This is a genomic window from Rhizocola hellebori, assembly GCF_016862955.1.
In the GTDB taxonomy this organism is placed as follows: Bacteria; Actinomycetota; Actinomycetes; order Mycobacteriales; family Micromonosporaceae; genus Rhizocola; species Rhizocola hellebori.
The window spans coordinates 45,766-65,959 of record NZ_BONY01000018.1 but is presented as its reverse complement, the minus strand read 5'-3'; the positions used below and the strand labels follow the sequence as shown (position 1 = coordinate 65,959).

At 65.8% G+C, this 20,194-nt stretch carries 18 protein-coding genes; 11 read left to right on the top strand and 7 right to left on the bottom strand.

Going from position 1 to position 20,194, the window contains the following annotated elements:
- Window positions 1-97: 97 nt before the first annotated feature.
- The 7 genes from Rhe02_RS16905 to Rhe02_RS16875 all read left to right on the top strand — a co-directional run bounded on the left by Rhe02_RS16905 (window position 98) and on the right by Rhe02_RS16875 (window position 8,514).
- Complete coding sequence (locus Rhe02_RS16905; protein WP_239123880.1) at window positions 98-1,018, top strand: tetratricopeptide repeat protein; 921 nt, start codon at window positions 98-100, stop codon at window positions 1,016-1,018.
- 385 nt (window positions 1,019-1,403) lie between these two features.
- Window positions 1,404-2,048 (top strand): hypothetical protein, encoded by a 645-nt coding sequence (locus Rhe02_RS16900; RefSeq protein ID WP_203909196.1) that lies wholly within the window; start codon window positions 1,404-1,406, stop codon window positions 2,046-2,048.
- A complete protein-coding gene (locus Rhe02_RS16895; protein ID WP_203909195.1) occupies window positions 2,042-4,381 on the top strand; it encodes a tetratricopeptide repeat protein in 2,340 nt (779 codons plus the stop codon). Before Rhe02_RS16900 ends, Rhe02_RS16895 begins: the two co-directional genes overlap by 7 nt.
- Window positions 4,378-6,747, top strand: coding sequence for a tetratricopeptide repeat protein (locus Rhe02_RS16890; protein WP_203909194.1), 2,370 nt, complete (start codon window positions 4,378-4,380; stop codon window positions 6,745-6,747). Before Rhe02_RS16895 ends, Rhe02_RS16890 begins: the two co-directional genes overlap by 4 nt.
- Before the next feature lie 232 nt (window positions 6,748-6,979).
- On the top strand, window positions 6,980-7,315 hold the full coding sequence (locus tag Rhe02_RS16885; RefSeq protein ID WP_203909193.1) for a hypothetical protein: 336 nt from the start codon (window positions 6,980-6,982) through the stop codon (window positions 7,313-7,315).
- 7 nt (window positions 7,316-7,322) lie between these two features.
- Window positions 7,323-7,835, top strand: a complete 513-nt coding sequence (locus Rhe02_RS16880; RefSeq protein WP_203909192.1) for a SigE family RNA polymerase sigma factor — start codon at window positions 7,323-7,325, stop codon at window positions 7,833-7,835.
- Window positions 7,828-8,514: a hypothetical protein gene (locus Rhe02_RS16875; RefSeq protein ID WP_203909191.1), complete on the top strand. Its 687-nt coding sequence runs from the start codon at window positions 7,828-7,830 to the stop codon at window positions 8,512-8,514. Before Rhe02_RS16880 ends, Rhe02_RS16875 begins: the two co-directional genes overlap by 8 nt.
- Before the next feature lie 13 nt (window positions 8,515-8,527).
- On the opposite strand, the gene Rhe02_RS16870 is transcribed toward Rhe02_RS16875, so the two are convergent.
- The 6 genes from Rhe02_RS16870 to Rhe02_RS16845 all read right to left on the bottom strand — a co-directional run bounded on the left by Rhe02_RS16870 (window position 8,528) and on the right by Rhe02_RS16845 (window position 11,499).
- Window positions 8,528-8,857 carry a hypothetical protein gene (locus Rhe02_RS16870; protein ID WP_203909190.1) on the bottom strand — a complete coding sequence of 110 codons (330 nt, stop codon included), beginning with the start codon at window positions 8,855-8,857 and terminating at the stop codon, window positions 8,528-8,530.
- Window positions 8,858-8,881: 24 nt separating this feature from the next.
- Window positions 8,882-9,349, bottom strand: coding sequence for a hypothetical protein (locus Rhe02_RS16865; protein ID WP_203909189.1), 468 nt, complete (start codon window positions 9,347-9,349; stop codon window positions 8,882-8,884).
- Between the two features lie 105 nt (window positions 9,350-9,454).
- The gene (locus Rhe02_RS16860) at window positions 9,455-9,649 is read right to left on the bottom strand and encodes a hypothetical protein (protein WP_203909188.1); all 195 of its coding nucleotides are present in this window, start codon (window positions 9,647-9,649) and stop codon (window positions 9,455-9,457) included.
- Entirely contained in the window at window positions 9,649-10,149 is a 501-nt protein-coding gene (locus Rhe02_RS16855; protein WP_203909187.1) for a hypothetical protein, read from the bottom strand. The genes Rhe02_RS16860 and Rhe02_RS16855 overlap by 1 nt, the downstream gene beginning before the upstream one ends.
- A complete protein-coding gene (locus Rhe02_RS16850; RefSeq protein WP_203909186.1) occupies window positions 10,146-10,658 on the bottom strand; it encodes a hypothetical protein in 513 nt (170 codons plus the stop codon). Before Rhe02_RS16850 ends, Rhe02_RS16855 begins: the two co-directional genes overlap by 4 nt.
- Before the next feature lie 124 nt (window positions 10,659-10,782).
- Window positions 10,783-11,499: a hypothetical protein gene (locus tag Rhe02_RS16845; protein WP_203909185.1), complete on the bottom strand. Its 717-nt coding sequence runs from the start codon at window positions 11,497-11,499 to the stop codon at window positions 10,783-10,785.
- 639 nt (window positions 11,500-12,138) lie between these two features.
- On the opposite strand from Rhe02_RS16845, the gene Rhe02_RS16840 reads away from it, so the two are divergent.
- The gene (locus tag Rhe02_RS16840) at window positions 12,139-13,563 is read left to right on the top strand and encodes an MFS transporter (protein ID WP_203909184.1); all 1,425 of its coding nucleotides are present in this window, start codon (window positions 12,139-12,141) and stop codon (window positions 13,561-13,563) included.
- Between the two features lie 25 nt (window positions 13,564-13,588).
- Window positions 13,589-13,894: a sigma factor gene (locus tag Rhe02_RS16835; RefSeq protein ID WP_203909183.1), complete on the top strand. Its 306-nt coding sequence runs from the start codon at window positions 13,589-13,591 to the stop codon at window positions 13,892-13,894.
- 126 nt (window positions 13,895-14,020) lie between these two features.
- Here the strand turns inward: Rhe02_RS16835 and Rhe02_RS16830 are convergent, their stop codons facing one another.
- Window positions 14,021-15,925, bottom strand: coding sequence for an MFS transporter (locus tag Rhe02_RS16830; RefSeq protein WP_203909182.1), 1,905 nt, complete (start codon window positions 15,923-15,925; stop codon window positions 14,021-14,023).
- 918 nt (window positions 15,926-16,843) lie between these two features.
- Here Rhe02_RS16830 and Rhe02_RS16825 point away from each other — a divergent pair.
- Window positions 16,844-17,266 carry a hypothetical protein gene (locus Rhe02_RS16825; RefSeq protein WP_203909181.1) on the top strand — a complete coding sequence of 141 codons (423 nt, stop codon included), beginning with the start codon at window positions 16,844-16,846 and terminating at the stop codon, window positions 17,264-17,266.
- An 11-nt stretch (window positions 17,267-17,277) separates the two neighbouring features.
- Window positions 17,278-20,043 (top strand): M48 family metalloprotease, encoded by a 2,766-nt coding sequence (locus Rhe02_RS16820; RefSeq protein ID WP_203909180.1) that lies wholly within the window; start codon window positions 17,278-17,280, stop codon window positions 20,041-20,043.
- The last annotated feature ends 151 nt before the right edge of the window (window positions 20,044-20,194 follow it).

The window sequence follows — 20,194 nt, the reverse complement described above, 5'->3', positions numbered from 1 at the left end:
GTTGCGTATCTATTCACGCAACAAAGCAACCTTTATCAAGTGGGCTGCCACGGCGAGGATTGGGACGCGATGAACGCTTAGAGAGGAGACCACGGTGATGGCTGAGGCAGCCGATCCTGCCGAGCTGGCACGTGCCGGTAGGTTCGCTGAGGCGGTCGCGGCCTACGAGGCCAGGTATGCCGAGGCCGAACGCCACTTCGGCCCGGTACACCCGATCACGCTGACCGCCGGCAACGACGTCGGCTTTGGGTATGTCCTGGCTGGACAGCCCGCGCGGGCCATAGGCATATTGACCCGGACGCTCGCGGCGCAGCGGCAGGTCTCGGGCGAAAAGCACCGTGCCACGATCACCGTGATGGTGAACCTCGCCATGGCGCTGCTGAACACCAGTGAGGCGGCTACCGCAGTGAAGCACCTCGAGGTGGCAATCGACCTCGAGCGAGAGATCTCCGGTGAGAATGATCCGCGTACGCTGACCACGGAGAGCAACCTCGCCGAGGCCTACCTCGCCGCGAACCGAATCGCCGACGGCACGCGTGTGCATGAGCGCGTTTTCCATGTGCGGCAGCGGATACTCGGCCCGGACCACCGCGACACGCTCACCTCGGCCCACAATCTGGGCCACGCCTACGAGGCGGGGCAAAACTACCCGCGGGCCATCGAGATTTATGAGACGACGCTGGCGGCATGTGACCGAGTTCTCGGGCCCGATCATGTGGACACGCTGTCGACCCGCAATAACCTCGCAGCCAGTTACGAGATGGCAGGTCGTATCACCGAGGCGATCGCCCTGCACGAGCGGACGCTGACGGACCGGCGGCGGGTCCTCGGCGATGCGCACATACACACACTTAACTCCGCGAACAACCTCTTCGTGGCCTACTGTACGGCCGAACGGTACACGGAGGCGATCGCATTGCTGGAACACACTCACGCGGTCTGCGTGAGGTCATTGCCGTCCGACCATCCCACGCGGCAGCAGATCCAGCAGAACCTCGACATGGTGCGACCCAGGTAACACATTACAAATTGGAGGGGCAATGAAATGCAAGTGTGGACGCCTGATCGCCCCCTGCCACGCCTGCGATGGCGGGCGCAAGCGAGGTCTCGGCGGGCTGACCTGCCGCGCCTGCAACTCAACCGGCTACGTGTGCGGCGAGCACGGCGGCCATTGGAAGCGTTAGCGAGCAGGGGATTGGACTGACGTGGGCCTATTCAGAAGCGATCCGGAAGTAGATGGCGAAATAGCGGCTGTCCTGCTCACGCAAGACAAGGCCGTCCTTCGCGCAATCGCACGACACCAGCCGCGGTTCCGTCAAATCAGGCATCCGGAAGAGCGTTTGGTCCTGGCCGCGGGAGACGACATGAGCCCGCCGCGGACGGCCATCATCGCGGGTAGGCGGATGTTCATTTTCGCACCCGGAACGCATATCCCCGAGCGGGTGGTGGATGTGGCCGAGATAGATCGGGCGAGCTTGGCCGAGCCGGCTGCCGTGTGTCTCAACGAGCTCAATCTTGGCTTCTGGTTCAAGTTCCGGCGTTCGGCCGAGGCACTAGCCTTCGCCACGCAAGTTAATAAGGCCATCCTCGAAAGCCGCCCACGGTCGGTGCCGCACCTGTTTCCCGACTATTACGTGGAGATCCTGACGAGCGCCGATATTACGCCAACGTTTGAGAACGTCGCGCGGCTCGTCGGGCGCACGGTGGCCATGTTCGGTGGTCAGGCCGGAGCTTTTTGCGCGCAGACCGGTAATCGAGCAACATTCGACGTGTTTCTCCGAACCTTCGCGCCAAGCGCCGTCCTGGAGGACCAGTCCAATGTTGTCGATGAAATGGTCGACTGGCTCTGGGCGCGGAATCCAGGCTTCCACTTTGGCATCAAGCGTCAGCTCATGAGATGGCGCGAAGGCTTACGCGCCTCCGAGGGAACCTTCCTCGATGGCGGAAATGTTTTGCCATGGATGTGGGATACAGGCGCCGAAGGGGCGGTCAAAATGTGGACTCTTGTATTCAATGACACCAAGCCGTCGAGCCCGGCGCCATGCTGAACGACCTGGGCAACGCGGAATCCTATTTCGACAAGGCGATCGAAAGAGCGCGGGCCGGAGACCTCGACACCGCCGCCGAACTCTTTCGGCAGGCCAGCGACCGCGGCCACGCGCTCGCCGCATGTACATTCGCCGCTCTGCTCAAAGACCGAGGACAGCTCGCCGAGGCTGAGAAGCATTACCGGCGTGCTTTGGCCTCGGGCCTGCCAGCCGGCGAGCAGCAGCTCATTGCGGATTGCGAGTGCAGTCTCGGCTATGTCCGGGCACAGCTCGGCGATGACCAGGACGCCGAACGCTTCTATCGCGCCGCGGACGCACGGGGCTACCTCGACGCAACCTTTAACCTCGGCAATCTGTTGAGCCGCACCGGACGCGTGCAGGAAGCGGAATCGGTATGGCGGCGGGCCGCGTCATCAGGGCAGGCGGACGCCGCCTTCAACCTTGCCGAACTCGTTGGCGAGCGGGGTGACCTCGCCGAGGCCGAAGGATTGCTGCGTCAAGCCATTGCCGCCGGACTCATTGATGCGTTAACCAACCTGGCCACCGTTCGCCTGAAGCGCGGCGACCCCTCCGAAGCTGAGGCGCTGCTGCGGGAGGCGGTCGCGGCGGGCGACACCAACGCGGTGTTCAACCTGGGCATAGTGCTCAACGTCAGGGGCAAGCAAGAAGAGGCTGAGGCGATGATGCGCCGGGCCATGGCGGAGGGTCATCCCGAGGCATCCGCACACGTGCAGCGTCTGGTCGCCGCCCGCGAGGCGGAAGCCCATCTGCGCAAGGGTGTGGCGGACGGCCACCCGGATGCGATGCTCCACGCGCCGCAGCCACCGGCACAAGGCTCGGCCCTCGGTGGATACTTGCCCGGTGATCAGATCGCGCACCAGACCTCGGCCGGCACCATCACGGGCGACCACACCCAGTCGCTCGGAGACCTTGGCGCGTTCTTCGCCGAGGAATCATCAAAGACGGACCGCATGCGGGCTGCGAAGGAATTCATCTCCGCCCTCCGCGCCCGTCTTCAGGCCGCGGCGACCGCAGCGCAGCACAGCCGCGACGCACTGGCCGAGCGTAGCGCCCAGCTGCTGACCGATGTGGCGACCCGCCTACCTATTCGGAGGGCTGAGACTTTGCACCGAAAGTTCGGCGGCGACACTGAGACTCAGTCTCAGCAGGTCATTGCCGACGCCAGCCGCCTCGTCAGCCTGCTATGGACTGCTGCAGCGACGGTACCCGGGCCGCCACCGGTGGTGCAGGCCGTCAAGGTGATCGTCCACTCAGCCATCGAGATCCGGATGATCGGTGAGCTATACGCGATCCACAGCGATGCCAGCCGCGACGCCGCCTGGCTCAGCACTGTCCTCCTGGCGTGGGCCACCGGCGAACCGGTGGCCCCGGGCGGCCCGCCGGCGGCTGGTACGGCCGTGATTGTAAGCAAGATCCGGCAGAGTCTCGTCGCGTTGACGGGTAGCGAGAGCCGGTTGGCGACGATCGCTAGTCGCGGTCGAGAGGGCGCCGGCAACGTGCAGCGTGCCGGAGCGCGGATGCACCGCAGAATGCGGCTGCATCCGTCGTCGTGGGCGCAGCAGAGCGGCCCTTCTGTTGGCGCGATGGTGCGCGGGGCCGTCGTTGAGGCGGCCGCTGGCAAGCTCGCTGGGCGGGTCCCCCAAGCCTTGGTGAGCGCGGCTCAGGATCGCCTGGCACCGGCCGTGACGCCGGCCGCATCCGGTGAGCCCGCTGGGCAGGTGGCCACCTCGAGCCCGCAAGAGGCGCTTGCCCTGGCTTGGGCGCTGCACCAGCAGGCTGTCGCGGCCGCATCCGCAATATCCATGCCGGACTCCGTCGCGACACGGTTGCGTGTGGCCATCGCCTGCCAGGAACGGCACCTGCAAACTCTTCGCCAACGGCTGGGTCAGACCGCGGCTGTTCCGGCCCAGCGAGACGGTTGGGGCACCGCTGATGCGGCGCGGTTGGTCTGGCAGGCCGAAGAGGCGATCGATACTGTTGAGGACGCAGGTGCACAGCCGCGTCGCCTTCCGGAATGGTCTACCCGGCGGCGGGCTGCGATCACCTATTTGGTTACCGCACTTATCGTTTCGGCGCCGTCCGCTTTCCTGCTTCTAAGCACATCCGGTATCGGCAGAGTGGGGATTCTGCTCACACAGTGCTTGCTTCTGCCATGGCTGTCGCTCGCGGCCGGTGCCATCGCTATCGGGCCGCTGTTCCGCCCGTGGCTTGGCGGGCCTGTACCTCGGCATCCGGTGGTCGGCACGTGGATTGTCGTCGGCGTGCACCTCGTGCTGGGTGTTCTCGCGGCTGTCCTCGGCGCGCTCGGATGAGAATCGCCGCCGAGGCGCTCGCGGCGACGCTGCGCGAACGCATGGATCGGTACAACGCCGCCTTGGACGCTGACGAAAACGCCGACCGCGCAGAGATCCTTTCGCCGGAGACCGCGGCCCTGCAACGTGATCTCATCGTGGCGGCCGTCGCCGACGAGCCCAGCCAAGTGGCGGATCTCGACCGCGCTGACGCCGGGCTGTTGTGGGTTGCGGCGTGGGCGGCGGAATTCCGGGACAACGCGTTTGCCAGGGCGGGCGACGAGACTGCTTCCCGAACCGAGGCCGCCAACGCGATGCGCCTGTTCCTTGTGGTGGACCGATTGCAACCGGATCTTGTGCCAGCACATCAGAGAACACGGCTTGACCGCCTGAACGCGACCAGCGCGGTGCTCGACCTCGCGTACCGGGAACGTGAGCTCGCCGAAGTGCTGCTCAGTGGGGAGGACACGGACCTGGCCGCCCTTGATGTGTCCATCGCTCTGCTACGCAGCTCTATCGAGCACGATGCGGGTGACAGGGTTGAGCATTGGCACGCGCTCATGCGGGCCTTGTGGCGGCGGTATGGGTCTGTGTCGCATTTGGACGATGCGGCGCAAGCGGTCGACGCCGCGGAGCACGCATTGGCATTGGCTCACGAGTCGAGCCGGGTCGTAGCGTTGCGACAGATCGGGGTGATGGAGCAGGCTCGGTTTGATCGCACGGGTGCGGCGGCCAGCCTGAACCGGTGCCTGGCCGTTCTTGCCGAGGCGCTGGAACTCACGCCGGCAGGCGACCAGCAGCGCGCCGCGACCATGGTCAGCCTTGGCATCGCGTTGCGCACCAAGGGCCACCGGGAGCGCAGCCCCGACGACCTCAACCGTGCCGTGGCACTGACGCGCGAAGCCCTGTCAGACCCCACGCTCGGCCCCGCACATCGAGCCAGTGCGATGTCAATGCTCGCTCTGGCATTACACGCCAGGTTCACGCTCACCAGCAGCGAGCATGATCTTGAAGAGGCGGTGGCGGTGGCACGCGAGGCAAGCAGCATCGACGTGGCTGAGGATCGCGGCGTGCGGCTCGGAAACCTGGGCCTAGTACTGGTTTCCCGACATCACCGGAGCCGTAGCCACGCCGATCTCGCCGAGCTGGTAGCCGTGGCTCGGCAGAAGTTGACGCTGCCCGGCGACCGGCACCAGCACGGCATAGCACTGGGCCTGCTGGCCATCGCCCTGACATACCGAGCCGAAGCCTTCGGCCGACTCGACGATCTGACAGAAGCGATCGAGGCAGCACGCGGTGCGGCCGCCGCGCTTACCGACCATTCTGATCGGTCGCTGCATTTGCACAATCTCGCCAAGGCTTTGCTCCGGCGCTACGAGAACACGCACAGCATCGACGACCTTGATGAGTCGATCGAGATTGGGCGGCTGGCCGTGTCGGTGCAAAGCGGCGATGACCCGCGTCGAGCCGGGCAGCTCTCCGGCCTAGCCGGCGCGCTCGAGGTTCGTTACCGGCTGCACGACAACATCGATGACCTGCTGGGCGCCATCGCGACCGGAGAGGAAGCCGTGCTGTGCTCGCCGCCTTCCTCGGCCGAGCATGCCGACCTGCTGTCCAATCTGAGCAATGCACGGCGGGCCCTCGCTGAACGTACAAGACAGGTAACCGATTCAGACGCCGCTATCCATGTCGCGGAACAGGCCCTCTCGATCGGCGGACAGTCGACGCTACCGCGTCCGACACGGCTGATGAATCTGGCCTCCTGCCACGTCGCGCGTTTCCGTATCACCGGCGATGTCACCGATCTCGATCGGGCCGTCAGCCTGTTACAGGAGGCGCTTGCTGGCGTATCGGAGCTCAGCCCAGCTCGCTGTACCTACCTTTCGGAACTCGGCCAGCGCTTGGTCGAGCGGTTCGACGCCGACGCTGTTCGCCGGGAACCAAGCACGCTCGGGCAAGCGATAGAGATGTTGCGCGAAGCAGCGAGCCACCGGGCGGCGCCAGCCGCAGACCGGGTCCTGGCGGCGGCGCGCTGGGGGCTGGCCGCAGCCGGACACGGACTTCACGACCAGGCGGCCGCCGGATATGCAAGCGCAGTTCGCCTGCTGCCACTGGCCGCATGGCACGGCCTCGAAAGACGAAGCCAGGAAAGGCAGCTCACGACCTGGAACCCGATCATCACGTCAGCGGCCGCGTGGGCGATCGACCTTGACCGGCCCGCCGAGGCGGTCGAGTTGCTGGAGCAGGGCCGTGGCGTGCTGTGGGCACACCAGCTCGGCCGCCGCGTCGACCTCACGGCGTTACGGGCTGTGCGGCCCGACCTCGCCGACCGCCTGGAGGAAAGCCGCACTGCACTCGGCGCGGACGCCGGGGGGACTGAGCGGTGAGTCATTACCGCTCCGTTCTGCGCAACGGTTACGCAGGGTGGCGACGATCATCGAGCCGATGTCCCTTCCGACGGCTTCCGCGCTGTGCCCGCCACCTTGGCGATTACTCAGCACGTCGATGACGACGCCGTGGCGGGCGTGCCAGTGGCTTTGGCCAGGGTGCATGACCGCGGCACTCGCTCGATGATCCTCATCCTGAAGATCCGCGACGAACTCGCCAGGCAGGGCCTCGATGCCGGTGCCCACACCATCAGCTGGCACCTGGCCACCCACCACCGCGTCACCGACAGCGCGGCCACTGTCCTGGCGCTACCTGCGCAAGGCCGAACTTGTTGAGCCACCACCGAAGAAGAAACCCACGTCGTCCTACATCCGCTTCCAAGCCGCCCTGCCGAATGAGACCTGGCAGACCGACTTCACCCACCGCCGGCTAGCCGACGGCACCGACACCGAAATCCTGACCTTCCTCGACGACCACTCCCGCTACGCCCTGGCCGTGACCGCCCATCGCCGTGTCGGCGCCCCCGCGATCCTGATCCTGCAACGAAACGGATGCTTCGGGGTGTAATTGAGGTGTGGACACGTCTCGGTTTCCCGGTCAGGGTGCTGATTTCGAGGTGTATGTGCGGGAGGTCAGCGCTGGCCTGCTCCGTTTTGGTCACTTGCTGACGCTTGACCGGGCAGCGGCCGAGGACCTCGCACAGGAGACGTTGATCCGCGTCGGGCTGGCCTGGTCCAGGGTGCGCCGGGACGGCAACCCGGTCGGGTATGCCCACCGCACAATGCTCAATGTCTTCCTCAACCGGCGGCGACGCCGAGGTGACATACCTGTGGCAACGCTCCCGGAGGCCGGTAAGGAGGACACGGGGTTCGCGGCGGTGGACGCCACGTCCGATGTCCGGCGCCTGCTGGCTGAGCTGCCGCCCAAGCAGCGCGCCGCTGTTGCCCTGAGATACGTCCACGACATGCCCGATGCCCAGATCGGTGAGCTGCTTGGGTGCAGCCCCGAAACGGTGCGCTCGCAGGTGTCCCGCGGGCTGGCGGCACTGCGCGCCCACCTGCCTGAGAAAGGGGACATGCATGCCTGACAGGAATCTGGCGGATTGGAACATCCCCGTGACTGACGAGTTCCTCAATGGCGTCCACCGCGGGTTGCGCCGGCGTCGGCTGCTGCGCGGCGCGGCGGCAGGTGGAGCGCTGCTCGCCGTCGCAGCGGTCGTCACCTTTACCATTGCCCGCATTGATACCTTCGGCCCAGCGCAGACCAGCGCGTCGCCCTCCGCATCGGGCTCGCCGGTCAGCACAGAGCTCGACGGCTTCCGCATCACCCAGCTGCCCGAGGGAGCCGCCCAAACCGGGCCAGACAGCATCTATACCGCCGCGGTTACCGACAAGGGACTGCGTAACGACGGCGCAACGCCGGCCGCCGGGGAGCCGAAGGCGTCGGTGACGATGCGGCGATTCGACCGCGGCCCAGGCGTCGGATTGTTCGTCACCGTGCTGCGGCCACGTCCCGGCACCGATCCCGCTGTCGGCGCGGCACAGATCGCCGACTGGCTCGCGCGGTGGGCGTCGAAGGGCGGGACTTCGACGGGGGCGTTCGACGTCCCGGTCGGCACGGCCCGCCTGCTCGTCGAGGCCGGCAGCACGACCACCGGCCATCGGGTGGTCATCACCACACCCGATCATGTGGTGATGACGATCGAGGGCAATGCCGCATTCACCGCAGCCGAGCTGGAGACCGTGGCACGCGGCATCACCCGCTAGCGGCGCGTGCTGATCAGCAGTGGTTCACGACTCCGCTGTGGAAATCCAGATACTTGGAGTGGCTGTATCCGACAACGCCGGTGGTCCGGTTGCGGTTGTGGTACCAGATTGAGGTGCCCTCGGTGTACTGACCGTACACAAAGCAATTGATCGTGGCGCCCTGACCCACATAGCCAAGGCCGTGAATGGTGCACGAAAGCGTGGCGCAAGCGCGGATCCGGACACCGCTTCCGGTGTAGTCGCCGGTGGCGGCGGCCTGGGCCGGAGCGGCGGGTAACAGTGCCGCGACGGAAGCCACCGCGGTGACCGCGGCCGTCCGCAACATACCTGACCTTAATCTCATCGATTTCATGGTGAACTCCAGTCGCTACGAAAGTGCGTGAAGAGCCACTGCCCCGATGGCGAGCAGCATGGTGATCATGTTCAATACCCGGAATGGCAGGCCGGCTCGGCGATATCGGCGATCCCAATCCGCGCCATCACCCCAGCCGATGCGAATCAGCGGCATGATGGCGCGGCCCAGCCCGAAAGCGGCCCCGGTCAGCAGGGCATACGGCCACCATGCCAGCAGCGCCACGGTCAGAGCGGCCAGGTGCGGCAGGGAGCTGGTCATATACGTCCGTAAGCCGGTGCCCATCTCAAATCCGAACTGCCAAGCGCCGATCCGTCCACCCTCGAGAATGACGGTGGACGGAACCTGCCGACCGTTCTGCGGCAGGCGAATCCGCAACAGTTGCGTTTCGTTGCCGATGACAACTAGCGCCAGCAGGGCGATCAGCCCGAGTCTGAGCCACGTCGGCAGCACCGGCCGCAGCAAGGAACCGATCAGGACCAAGAGCGCGCCAGTTGTGACGCCACCCAGGACCTCTGCGGCGGCGAAGTGCCACCGCGCATTTCCTCGCCAAACTGACGAGCTCAGCAGATCCGCCGAGTTGAGACTTCAAACCGAGCCCGAGATGGCGTATCCGGACACCAGGCCGACGAGCATCCACCACAGGACGATGACCGCACTCCCATTGGACAGCGCCGTTGCCGCAGCGGCTCCGACCGCCACGACGAGCAGCAAGACCGTCGGTGTCCAAGGGTGGTAGTGCGCCCGTCTCACACCGATGGTGGTGCGGCGGCTTGGTTCCATCAGATAGCCGTGCGGCAGATGCTGAACGTGTTGCGGTATGTCCCGCCGTCCGAATAATACGTCCAGCCGTCGGAGCACTTGCGGTTGGCGACGCGGCCGACCCACCGCCACGCGTTGCGGGTGTCGCAGCTGGTGTTGTTGAACGTGTAATCGTAGGTGACCGAGCTGCCGTAATACTTGTCGTTGCGGTGCCAAGTGCCGTTGCAGACGCTGCTGCCGTAGTACGCGCTGGTCGGCACGCAGATGGTTGAGGAGGCGAAGTAACCTCGGCATTCGTTCCAAACCGACAGAACCGGATTGGGATTGTTGGCGGAGCTCGGCAGCGCGCGGGCCACCAGGTCGAGCACGCCGAGACCGATACCGAGCGCGCCTCCGGTGGCGAGCTTCAGCAGGGTCCGGCGGCCGATCACGGAGCGGCGCACCCGCGCCGTGACGGCGCTCGGTGTGGCATCCGGTGGTGCGGTGTAAAAGTCGGGCAGGCTGTCGGCGGTGATGGTCACAGCGATACCTCCGATGCGGTGGACGTTGATGTCGATGAGCGATCGGCACCGAGTGCGGCCTTGAGCGGATCAAGATCGCCGCCCGGGGCCGCTTCGAGGACCTTGCCGTCCGAGTCGATCACCACAATGCCGGGCGACCATGACGGCGCGAGGTCGCGGTAGGCGGTGGCGTCGACCAGAACATCCACTCCGGACGATCCGGCATATTCGCCGGACGGCGCGAGGAGCGCGAACTCGGCGGTCGGGGCAAACCTGGCAGCCAGATCGCGGAACTCGGGTATGACGTCGGCGCACGCGGTGCACCCTGGGTCGACGGTCAGTACGTACCGACGGTTGGTGGTGACAGGGCGCAGCGCCCGCGCCGACTCGGGCAGGCCGGCCCGAGCTCCGGGCGGCAGCAGGATCGCCGCCTGGAGGGCACGGACCTGTTGTAGGAGGGCGGCAAAGCCGAGCATCAGGAAAGCGATGGCCAGCCAGGACAGGATGAGGGCCGCGGACGTGAAGCTCATCGAAGGATCCTTCGCGGGGTCAAAGCCAACGTAATGACGGCCGCGCTGGCGCCGACCGCGGAAACGAGCAGGATGAGCAGGCCCATCCGGATAGCGAGGTTAGGGCAGCGGGGCGGTCATCAAGTCAGGTCCAGCTCACGGTGCTGAGCCCGGTGAGGAAGCCCAGCCCGGCATCCTCGGTGCCGCCGCGCGGTTGCAGCGAAACGACCGCGGTCGGGGACGCGCACACCAGGACCGTGGTGGGACTCGCGTCCTTGGCATCGCTGAGCTGCCGCCACACCTCGCCAACACGCACCCGGTGCCCGGACCAGGCCGGCAGCGCCGCCGCCGCCGTGGCCGCCTGGACGATCTGGAGGAATCCGATGTCCGGGACATGCTTGTTGGCGGTGATCCGCTGGTACGTCTCCCCCGACGGCAGTTCGACGCGCAGCCCGGCAGGCGTGTCCACGAAGGTAAGCCGGTCAAATTTGGAGAGCATCTGGACGTGCGTCGCGCCGGGCTCGTTGACCCAGCAGTATGCCTCGTGCCAACGCCCTTGCCAGGCGACAAGGCCGGTAGCACGATCGGCGGTGGCGGCAAGCAGGAACGTGCCGCCCTGCGCCTCGTACTCGGCGATGTAGGAGCCCTCGAGCAGAACGGCGACGTGGCCGTCCACGGTGCCGACCGGGCCTGTCTCAAAGGCCCTGCCGCCGAACTCACCGGCCTGTGGCGTTGCGGAGTAACGGATGCGGCATTCGGTGAACCACGGCTCGTCCAGCGGCGACGTGTCATGTTTCAGGCTGAGGGTGCTTCCGTCTGGTGCGACGAGTCGGCCACCGGATCTCGGCCGCCACGAACGCACGGACTGACGATCAATAGTGCGGACAGGCATTCCAACCTCCGCTCAGAAGTGTTCGGGGCGCATATTACCGGCGCTAAAGATCGACATCAATGATTCGAAAGAATTTCGCCGAGTCTCCTCATAGGACAGAGCGCCGGTCAAGGGCATCCGCAGCGCCGTGATGTGGGAAGCGCGGCCGGCATCGGTGTCGAGCGGTGAGCGGGCCGGTCTTCCACGCCACAACGGTGACCCCGTCGCTGAGCACGCGAGCCCTCACAGCTACCACCAACGGCAGGTCCGTGGCGGCCTCACGCAAGCCGGGATCTGACCGGTCCGGCACACGGCGGCCAAAAGCGATCGCCGACACGGCTCCCTGATGCGGATTGTCGCTATTGGACCGTTGCTCGTCGCGGGGATAGCATTGTGCCTCGAGATTCACACGGACGTCCTATACCGTCATGCACTCGGCAAACCCACTGCGCCATCGGAAACCGGCGGTCCGTGCAAGTTCACGAACGCACCATTGCCAACTCGACACCGTCGTCGCTGGCGTGCCGGTAGGTGAAGCCGCAGCGGAGGGCTACCGCCACCGACGGCGGATCAGCTGGGTACCAAGCACGATTCGCAGCCAGGCGTCAGCTAGCTCCTAGCCCGTGAGGTGTGGGCCTGATCACGCGCCGCCCGGTTTCGGCCGCCGCCGGTGTCAGCCCGGTTGTGAACCTGTCTCATACACCGTCGCTAGCAGGGCGTCAGCGCTGGGTACTTGCGCTGACTGCGGCTGCCGCCCTCTTGATAGGACTGGACGCCTCTGTTGTGGCGACCGCCTTGACTGCCATCCGCGTGGACCTGCATGCCTCCAATGAGGAGCTGGAGTGGACAGTCAATGCCTACACGCTCAGTTTCGCCGTGCTGCTGTTGACAGCGGCTGCGCTGGGCGACCGGTTTGGCCGCCGCCGGGTCTTCGTCGCCGGGCTGGCTATCTTCGCGGCCGCGTCGGCGGCGTGCGCGCTCGCGCCGAATGTGAGCTGGCTGATCGCGGCACGGGCCGTGCAAGGCGCCGGGGCGGCAGCCGTGATGCCGCTGGCTCTGGCATTGCTTGGAGTGGCCATTCCACCGCAGGTTCGGGCGCGGGCGCTGGGTACCTTCACTGCGGTCGTTGGCGCATCTGTGCCTGCCGGACCGCTCCTAGGCGGCGCGATTGTGGCTGGTACCTCGTGGCAATGGATCTTTTGGATCAACCTTCCCATAGTCGCTGTGCTCATCCCGTTGACCTTGGCGAGGATCGAGCCGAGCCGGGGTCCACGAGTCCGGCTCGACATGCCTGGCCTGTTCCTTGCCACGGGGGCGGCATCCGGTCTTGTCTTGGGCCTTGTGCGGGCGAACACGGTGGGCTGGGGCAGCGTGGAGACCTTGGCCTTGCTGGGCACCGGGCTCATTCTCACCGCCGTGTTCATCGTGGTGGAGCTGCGCACAGACCAGCCGATGCTGTCTGTAAGGCTGTTCGCGGTACCCGCGTTCGCCGCTGGGAACGCGGCTATCTTCTTCGTCTGGGCGTCTGCATTCGGCTCGCTCTATTTCATGGCCCAGTTCCTCCAGGACGGGCTTTCCTCGCCGCCGCTTACGGCCGGGCTGCAGTTAATGCCCTGGGGCGCCATGACGGTCATCGTGCCGCGGCTCGTCGGTTCCCAGATCCACCGCTTTGGCGAGCGGCCATTCGCGGTCGGCGGCATGCTTGTGCATGGTGTGTCGATGCTGTGGATCGCGGCATTGGCTGCACCGGAAGCCAGTTATGGTCAATTCATTGCTCCCCTGGTCCTTTCTGGAGTCGGTGTGGCCGCGGCGATCCCGGCGGCGCAAAGCGCCGTGCTGGGCGCTGTCCCGCCATCGGCCATTGGCAAGGCATCCGGTGCGTACAGTGTGTTCCGGCAGCTCGGTGGCGCATTTGGGGTGGCCGCAATGGTCGCCGTCTTCTCGGCATCCGGCGGGTACGCGTCGGCGGGCGAGTTCACAGCCGGGTTCGCTGCTGCGATGGTCGCATGTGGACTGTTTGCCGCAGGCGCAGTGCTGGCGGGTCTGGCGTTATGAGTGGCCCTGGAAGTGATGGTGCACAGTGAATACCGACCTGATCACACGAACACGCGCCGGGGAAGGCGATGCGTTCCGGGCGCTGACCGAACCGCACCGCAATGAGTTGCAGGTGCATTGCTATCGGATGCTCGGGGCGCTGCAGGACGCCGAGGACGCACTGCAAGACACCATGCTGGCCGCATGGCAGGGCCTCGCCGCATTCGAGAGCCGGTCCTCGGTTCGCACCTTCGGCATCTACCGCCAGAGGGACAAAGCCCGGCAGGCCCAAGGCTTTCAGGCCCGCGGCTTTATCGTGCTCCCTTGGCCGACGGCCAGATCAGCGCCGTGACTCGCTTCGACAGCCACCTGATGGCACGTTTCGGGCGACCTCAAACACTGCCTTGCCGATAGGGCTTGGTGCGGGTCGCATCGGTCCCGCCGGCCTTTGCCGACGGGACCGAATTTGATCAGCTGGTTAGGAGGTCGCTGGTGGCAGGCTCACTCGCAGTTGACGTTCGAAATCGGTATAGGCGGTGTCTTCGTCGTTTGGCTGCCCAGTGCCAGTGACGATCAGGCCGCGCAGGCTTTCCCCGATGTAGTGGGCCCAGCCTTTGCTGCACGCGTCGTAGCACGCCAACTCTGGTACCAGCCCATGGTGAGTGAAGACGAGCCTGGTGCCGTCAGCATCCGCGAAGATGTCGAACGTCGCGTCGGTGCCTACCCACTCGGAGTCGTCCTCGACAAAGCTGAAGCTGTTGTCGACCACATGCCAGGTCACCCGCTGGCCAGGAACAGCCTCGGCAATCCGGATACGGCACCGGTGGACATCGAGGTAGCGATAGTCGAACTCGTCTCCGGCCTTGGAGGCGGAGCCCTCGATCCCGCGCGACCACCATGCACGGGGATCGACAACAGCCGTATACACCTCAGCCGGCGTCTGGGTGACCGTGAAGGCCACGGTGAAGCCGGCCGTTGAGTTGTCTGATGCTTCGGATGTGGTCATAAGATCCTCCTTGTTCTGTCGTGGAAAAGTTGCACCTGCTGCCACTGCTCCAGCAGCGGCGATGAAGAAGACGACCCAAAAAGCCTGGTGAAACGCATCCAGGCCGGTACCAGACACCAAGACGTTGGCCACGGCCGCGACACCGACGGCTCCGCCGATCTCCCGTGCCGTCTCCACAAGCCCGGAAGCCAGGCCGCTCATGGTTGGCCGAACCCCGGACAACGCACCGATCTGTGCCGCCGGGGCGGCGATCCCGCCCGCGATACCGGCGAGCACCAGCGCCGGCAGCAGGTCGGTCAGGTAGTCCGCGTCAGCCGGTATGCGGGTGAGGAGCACGACCGCCACGGCGAGCAAGGTTTGGCCGGCGATAAGTAGACGCCGCACGCCGAGACGGGTGACGAGCTGGCTGCCCGTCACCGCGGCAGCCACGAACGATGTCGCGGTCGTGGCCAGCCACGCCTCGCCGGTACGCACCGCCGAGTAGCCAAGGATCTGCTGCATCAGCAGCGAACCGAGGAAGATGAAGGCGAAGAACGCCGCAAACGTGAAGAAGGCGGAGGCGTTCGCCGCCACCAGGGTCCGGTTACCCACCGCGACGTTGGGGATGAGTGGCGCTTGTGAGCGGCGTTCGATGGCGACAAATGCCACGAGAAGCAGCACCGCCCCGGCGAGCAGCCCGAGTGTCTGAGCTGAGGACCATCCGAGGTCGGCCCCACGATTAACCCCATAGAGGAGAAGCAGGAGGCCCGCCGTCCCAGTGACCGCTCCGGCAATGTCGAACCCACCGCCGTGGTCAGATCGGCGAGTGCCGACGCGACGTGGCTCCGCCATGAGAAGCGAGGCGGCTGCTGCCACGAGCGCGACACCGATTGGAACATTAATGAAGAAGATCCAGCGCCAGCCTGGTCCATCAGTCAGCAAACCGCTCGAGACGACGCCAACCGACGCTGACACACCTGCAGTCGCGCCATACAGCCCGATGGCACGCGCGCGTTCGGCGTGCGCCGAAAATGTCACCGCGAGAATGGACAGTGCCGCAGGTGGGATCAGCGCCGCACCGAAGCCCTGCACCGCGCGAGCGGCGATGAGCTGGCCCGCGGATCCGGAAAGGCCCGCGACGAGTGACGCGACCGAAAAGAGCAGCAGCCCCGTGATCAGTACCCGCCGCCGGCCGAGCAGATCGGCCAGCCGGCCACCGAGGAGAAGAAAACCGCCGAGCGTGAGGCCATAAGCGATGACGATCCACTGGAGCGCCTTTGGTCCTACACCGATGTCTTGCTCAATCGAGGGCAACGCGACGTTCACAATCGCGATGTCCAGTACCACCATGAACTGCGCCACGCACAGCAGTGCGAGTACGGCGCCTTTGCGCCTCATGGGCATAACGGCTCCACTCTGTTGTCCAGCCGTCCCGGTCATCGGTACGGCGTCAGCAGTGGTGTTGACACCAACGGTCGCGCAGAGTGGGCACCGCAGACCCGCTCAATCTGAGGCTCTGGTGGTGTCAATACAGCAATGGACTCAGACATTCGAAGGGACGCCGTCGTAACTCCTGACCTGCTTTCACGAGCCCGTGACGGTGATGGCGGCGCGTTTCGAGCGCTGACCGAACCGCTGCGCGCGCACTGTTACCGCATGCTGGGCTCGATCCAGGACGCCGCTGGCGGCATGGCAGGGCCTCGACGGCTTCGGTGAACGCGCGCGTCAATCCGGACCTGGCTCTACCGCATCGCGACAAACAGGTGCTTGAACACACTGCGCGCCACGCGCCGCCGGCCAGCGTGGCGGCCAGCCCAGTGGCCGGTCGACTCTCGACTGCATGCAACCATCTCGCCACGTCGTTCGGGTTGACACAGCGCCAAGCCTGCCTCTTCAGCCCGATCGGCGCAGAAGAGTGCATTTGGCGCATGGCGGGCCCGGTTCGCTGTGGACACTACGACGGATCAGGCCCAGCACAAGGACCTTAAGAGCACCAGCGTTGTTCGATGGGTCCTCTATTGGGCAGCCCCTGGATGATCGCGGCGCCGAAGTGGCAGCGCCGGGCTGGTACACCGGCCGGCGCAACATCGACACGAGCGTCGTCGTCCAGCCCACCGAGCTGGCGTCACGCGGCGCACAGGCTGCTGCCGCGACAGCGCACCTGGCATTTCCTTCCGGCCCTGTTGATTCCGTGCGTTCGCGGGGTCAGCGTGACTGGCAGCAGGCAGCGAAAAGTCCACTGGAATTCGTGATTGGACAGCGTGCGCTTGCTTCGCCGTTGCCCGCTGTGTGGCATATACCTGTATAACTGTACTCGTGGATGGGGAGGACACCGCTGCTGCGGAAAGTTTGGCCGAGCTGATCATTACTGATGTCGTACCCGAGGAGCAGGAGCTCTTTGGTGTCATCAGCGATGCTTACCGGCGTGATCCGGGGCGTTTCACCGGCGATCCGAAGGAACGCGACGAGATGCTCGGCTTCGGGGTGGAAGCCGCGGCGGCCCTGTTGACGCCGGTCGTGCTGGCGGCGGCAGCCGAGGTGGTGAAGTATCTTGCCGAGACCGGGTTCCGAGGGCTGTTCCGGCGAAACAGGGCGCAACAGCCCGAAGAGCTGAGCGCCGGGCAGCTGGCACACGTCAGACAGATCGTGCTCAGCAAGTGCGGTCAGGCTGGAGTCGACGACGAACGGTCGGCCCTGGTAGCCGATGGTGTGCTGGGCGCCCTGAGCCGCAACGGCTAGTCATGCGCGGCGTGTTCGATGTCGTTTCGGGAACGACACTGAGGTTCGCGTCGCTGGTCGCGGCGGTCGTGGGCACAAGCACGTACGTGTTCGGCATCCTTTATGTCAGCGTGCCCGCCAAAGCATCGGCGACCGCTGTCGCCTTCGAAGGCTGTGGCAGGGTATCGGAAAACGACCCCTACAGCGTCGAGCGAGGACGGCTAGTCGCCGAGTGCGTGGCGGGCGTGCGACGTGACCAGGCGCGGTGGGTGCTGGTCGGGCTTGCGTTGCTGGCCTTGACGGCTGCGGCACTGTATCTGCTGACGCCATGGTGGATTCGCCGTCGGTCGCGATTGGTGCCCATTGACGGGCCGCGCTTCAGTGCGCTGACTGCGGCGTTGCGCGACCTGTCGGCCGAAGCCGGGCTCAGGACCGCACCTGAGTTCCTGCTCGACCCAGCGGCGGGAAGCCCGGGCGGGCTCGCCTTCGGGCACCTGCGCCGGCATTTCGTGCGCCTCAACGCCGGCCTCATTCCGCTGCGGATGACGCAGCCGGCGGTCTTTCGCGCGGTCGTGCTGCATGAGCTGGCGCATCTGCGTAACCGGGACGTCGATATGGCCTATGCCACCATGGCTCTGTGGCGGGCATTCTTCGCCGTGGCCATGGTCCCGATCCTTATCGTGACCCTCTATCCTGCGCCCGGCCGTAACTATCTGCAATCGCTGCTCGACCCGGGTCTACGGCTCGCCGCCCTGGCGGTCGTGGTCTACCTGGCACGTAACGCCGTGCTGCGCAGCAGGGAGCTTTACGCTGACGCACGCGCAGCCAAAGCCGGTGCCGGCGAAGGGCTGCGGGCCGCTTTAGCTCGGATGAAGCCGGCGATAGGCTGGCGCAGAAGGCTTGGGGTGCATCCTGATCCTCAGGCTCGCCTCGGCATTCTGCGGGAACCGCTCCTGCTGCTGCGCCCTCGCCCCGCCGAACTGGTCGAAACCGGCATCACGACGATGATCGCGGTGGGCGCACTGAACTTCTTCGCCTGGACCGGCCTGGGCACGCTCGCCTCGCACGTCACCGCTTCACTCGCGGCCTTGCTAATCGCGGCGATGCTCACCGCGGTGGCCTGGCGAGCCGAGATCTCCAGTGCCCGGGCGGCGGTGATGCCGGCGGCATTGGCGCTGGGCGGGGGCCTGCTCATCGGCGACCAGCTCACCATCAGCAACAGCACCAGCAGCTGGGGAGTTTTCGGCTCTGCACCGGCAGCCAACCAGCTCCCCTTGCCCGGCAGCGTCGCCATCGGAGCGTTCAGCCTGACCTCTGCGCTCGTAGCGGCCGTAGTGCTCGTCTTAGCAATCGCCTGGCAGGCCGCGATCAGCTCCGCGGGGGCGCAGGCCTGGCTGCCTCGACTGCGGAGCCCCAGCACCCGGGCCGCATGGCTGACCGGGGCGACGGTCACCGCCATTCCCCTTGCTGCCTGGTTTCGCATCTGGTTCGACTCCCACACCGTACCGTTCCTCATCGGCCGTACCTATCACGTCGTCGCCGGGCCGGGCGAGCAGATCTGGACCGGCCCACTGTGGAGCGCGCTATCGCTGACCTACCCGCCATTGACGCTGTTCATGGCGCTTCCGCTGGCGATTCCGGTGTTGATCCTCGCCTGGCTCTATCCGTTGGCCGCGCGCACGGCCACCGTGTGGCCGGCCGCCCGCACCGGACTGTTCGCGGCCGCAACCTTCACTGCCGTTCTGCTTGCTTACCGGGCCGCACTGCACATGCATGCCGCCGGTCTGGCAGCGACCGAAGGCTTCGCCGTCTACTACAGCTTCTCCGTGATCGCGGCTGCGGTTGTGGCGATGGCGGTGGCCGCAGCCGCCACCACGGGCCTGGCGCAAGGACAGCTCGCCGCCTTCCTCTCCGGGATCGCCTGCACCGCAGCCATTCTCGGCTCGCAACTACTCGGCGGTTGTGTGACCGCCATTCAGCTAGGAAGCAGCGCCTGTGCTCTGAGCGCAGACTGGGGCTTCACCTGGTTCCTGCTGCGGCACATCCTGATTCAGGGAGCGATAGCCGCACTGCTGCTTCAGGCACTCACCGCCGCGACCACACGCCTGCGCCTAGCCCCGCGAATCGCAGTCATGGCAGGCGTTCTTGCTGCTTTCACGCTGGGCGTCGGCGCAACCCACGCCACAGCGCCGCCGGCCAGCGCCCCGCCGGCTCCTACTGCATCCGCGCCTGCCGCACCCGGTGACCCGCACAAGGCGCTCCAGACTGCGATCAGTGGGCTCCCACCGAGCTGGATTCCCAAGCCGCCAAGCGAATCCTCGCCCTCCACATTGGATAATCCCGCCTGCCAGCCACTGTACGACGAAGCCTACGGCAAGGCGCTCGATGCTCGGCCGCATGACATGGCTACCGCCGCCTACACCAACAACGGCAAGCTTGCCCTGTCCACTTTCGATATCACCATCAAGACCTTCCGATCACCCCTTGACGACTCACCCTTCACCCAGGCCGACGTAGCCGTAGCGGACTGCCCGAGGTTTCGCGTGACTACCAGCTCTGGCTTCGAAGTCGATATCACCGCACAGAAAGGGACCGCGCCCGGTATCGGCGACAAGTCGTGGCGCGCGGACCTGACGCTCACCTCAACATCAGGCGGCGTCGACACTCGCGCCAGGCACATCAGCGTCCTGGTACGCACCGGGCAAACCATGATCGTCGCCTCAATGGTGGCAGTGAACGAACCGCTCAACGATGCTGTCCTGCTCGCAGCCATCAGCCGTGCCGTGGCCGTTCTCTGACGTCAACTCGCTTCTGCTCACCTTCGGTCTTGCCTGCTTTCGCAAACGGCTTGTTGAAGTGGCAGCTTTCCAATGAGCACTTACGGTGGCTGGCCTGCTGGACCTTGGCCAAACTGTTCAACCTGCTCATAGCTATCGGGCAAGCCCCACA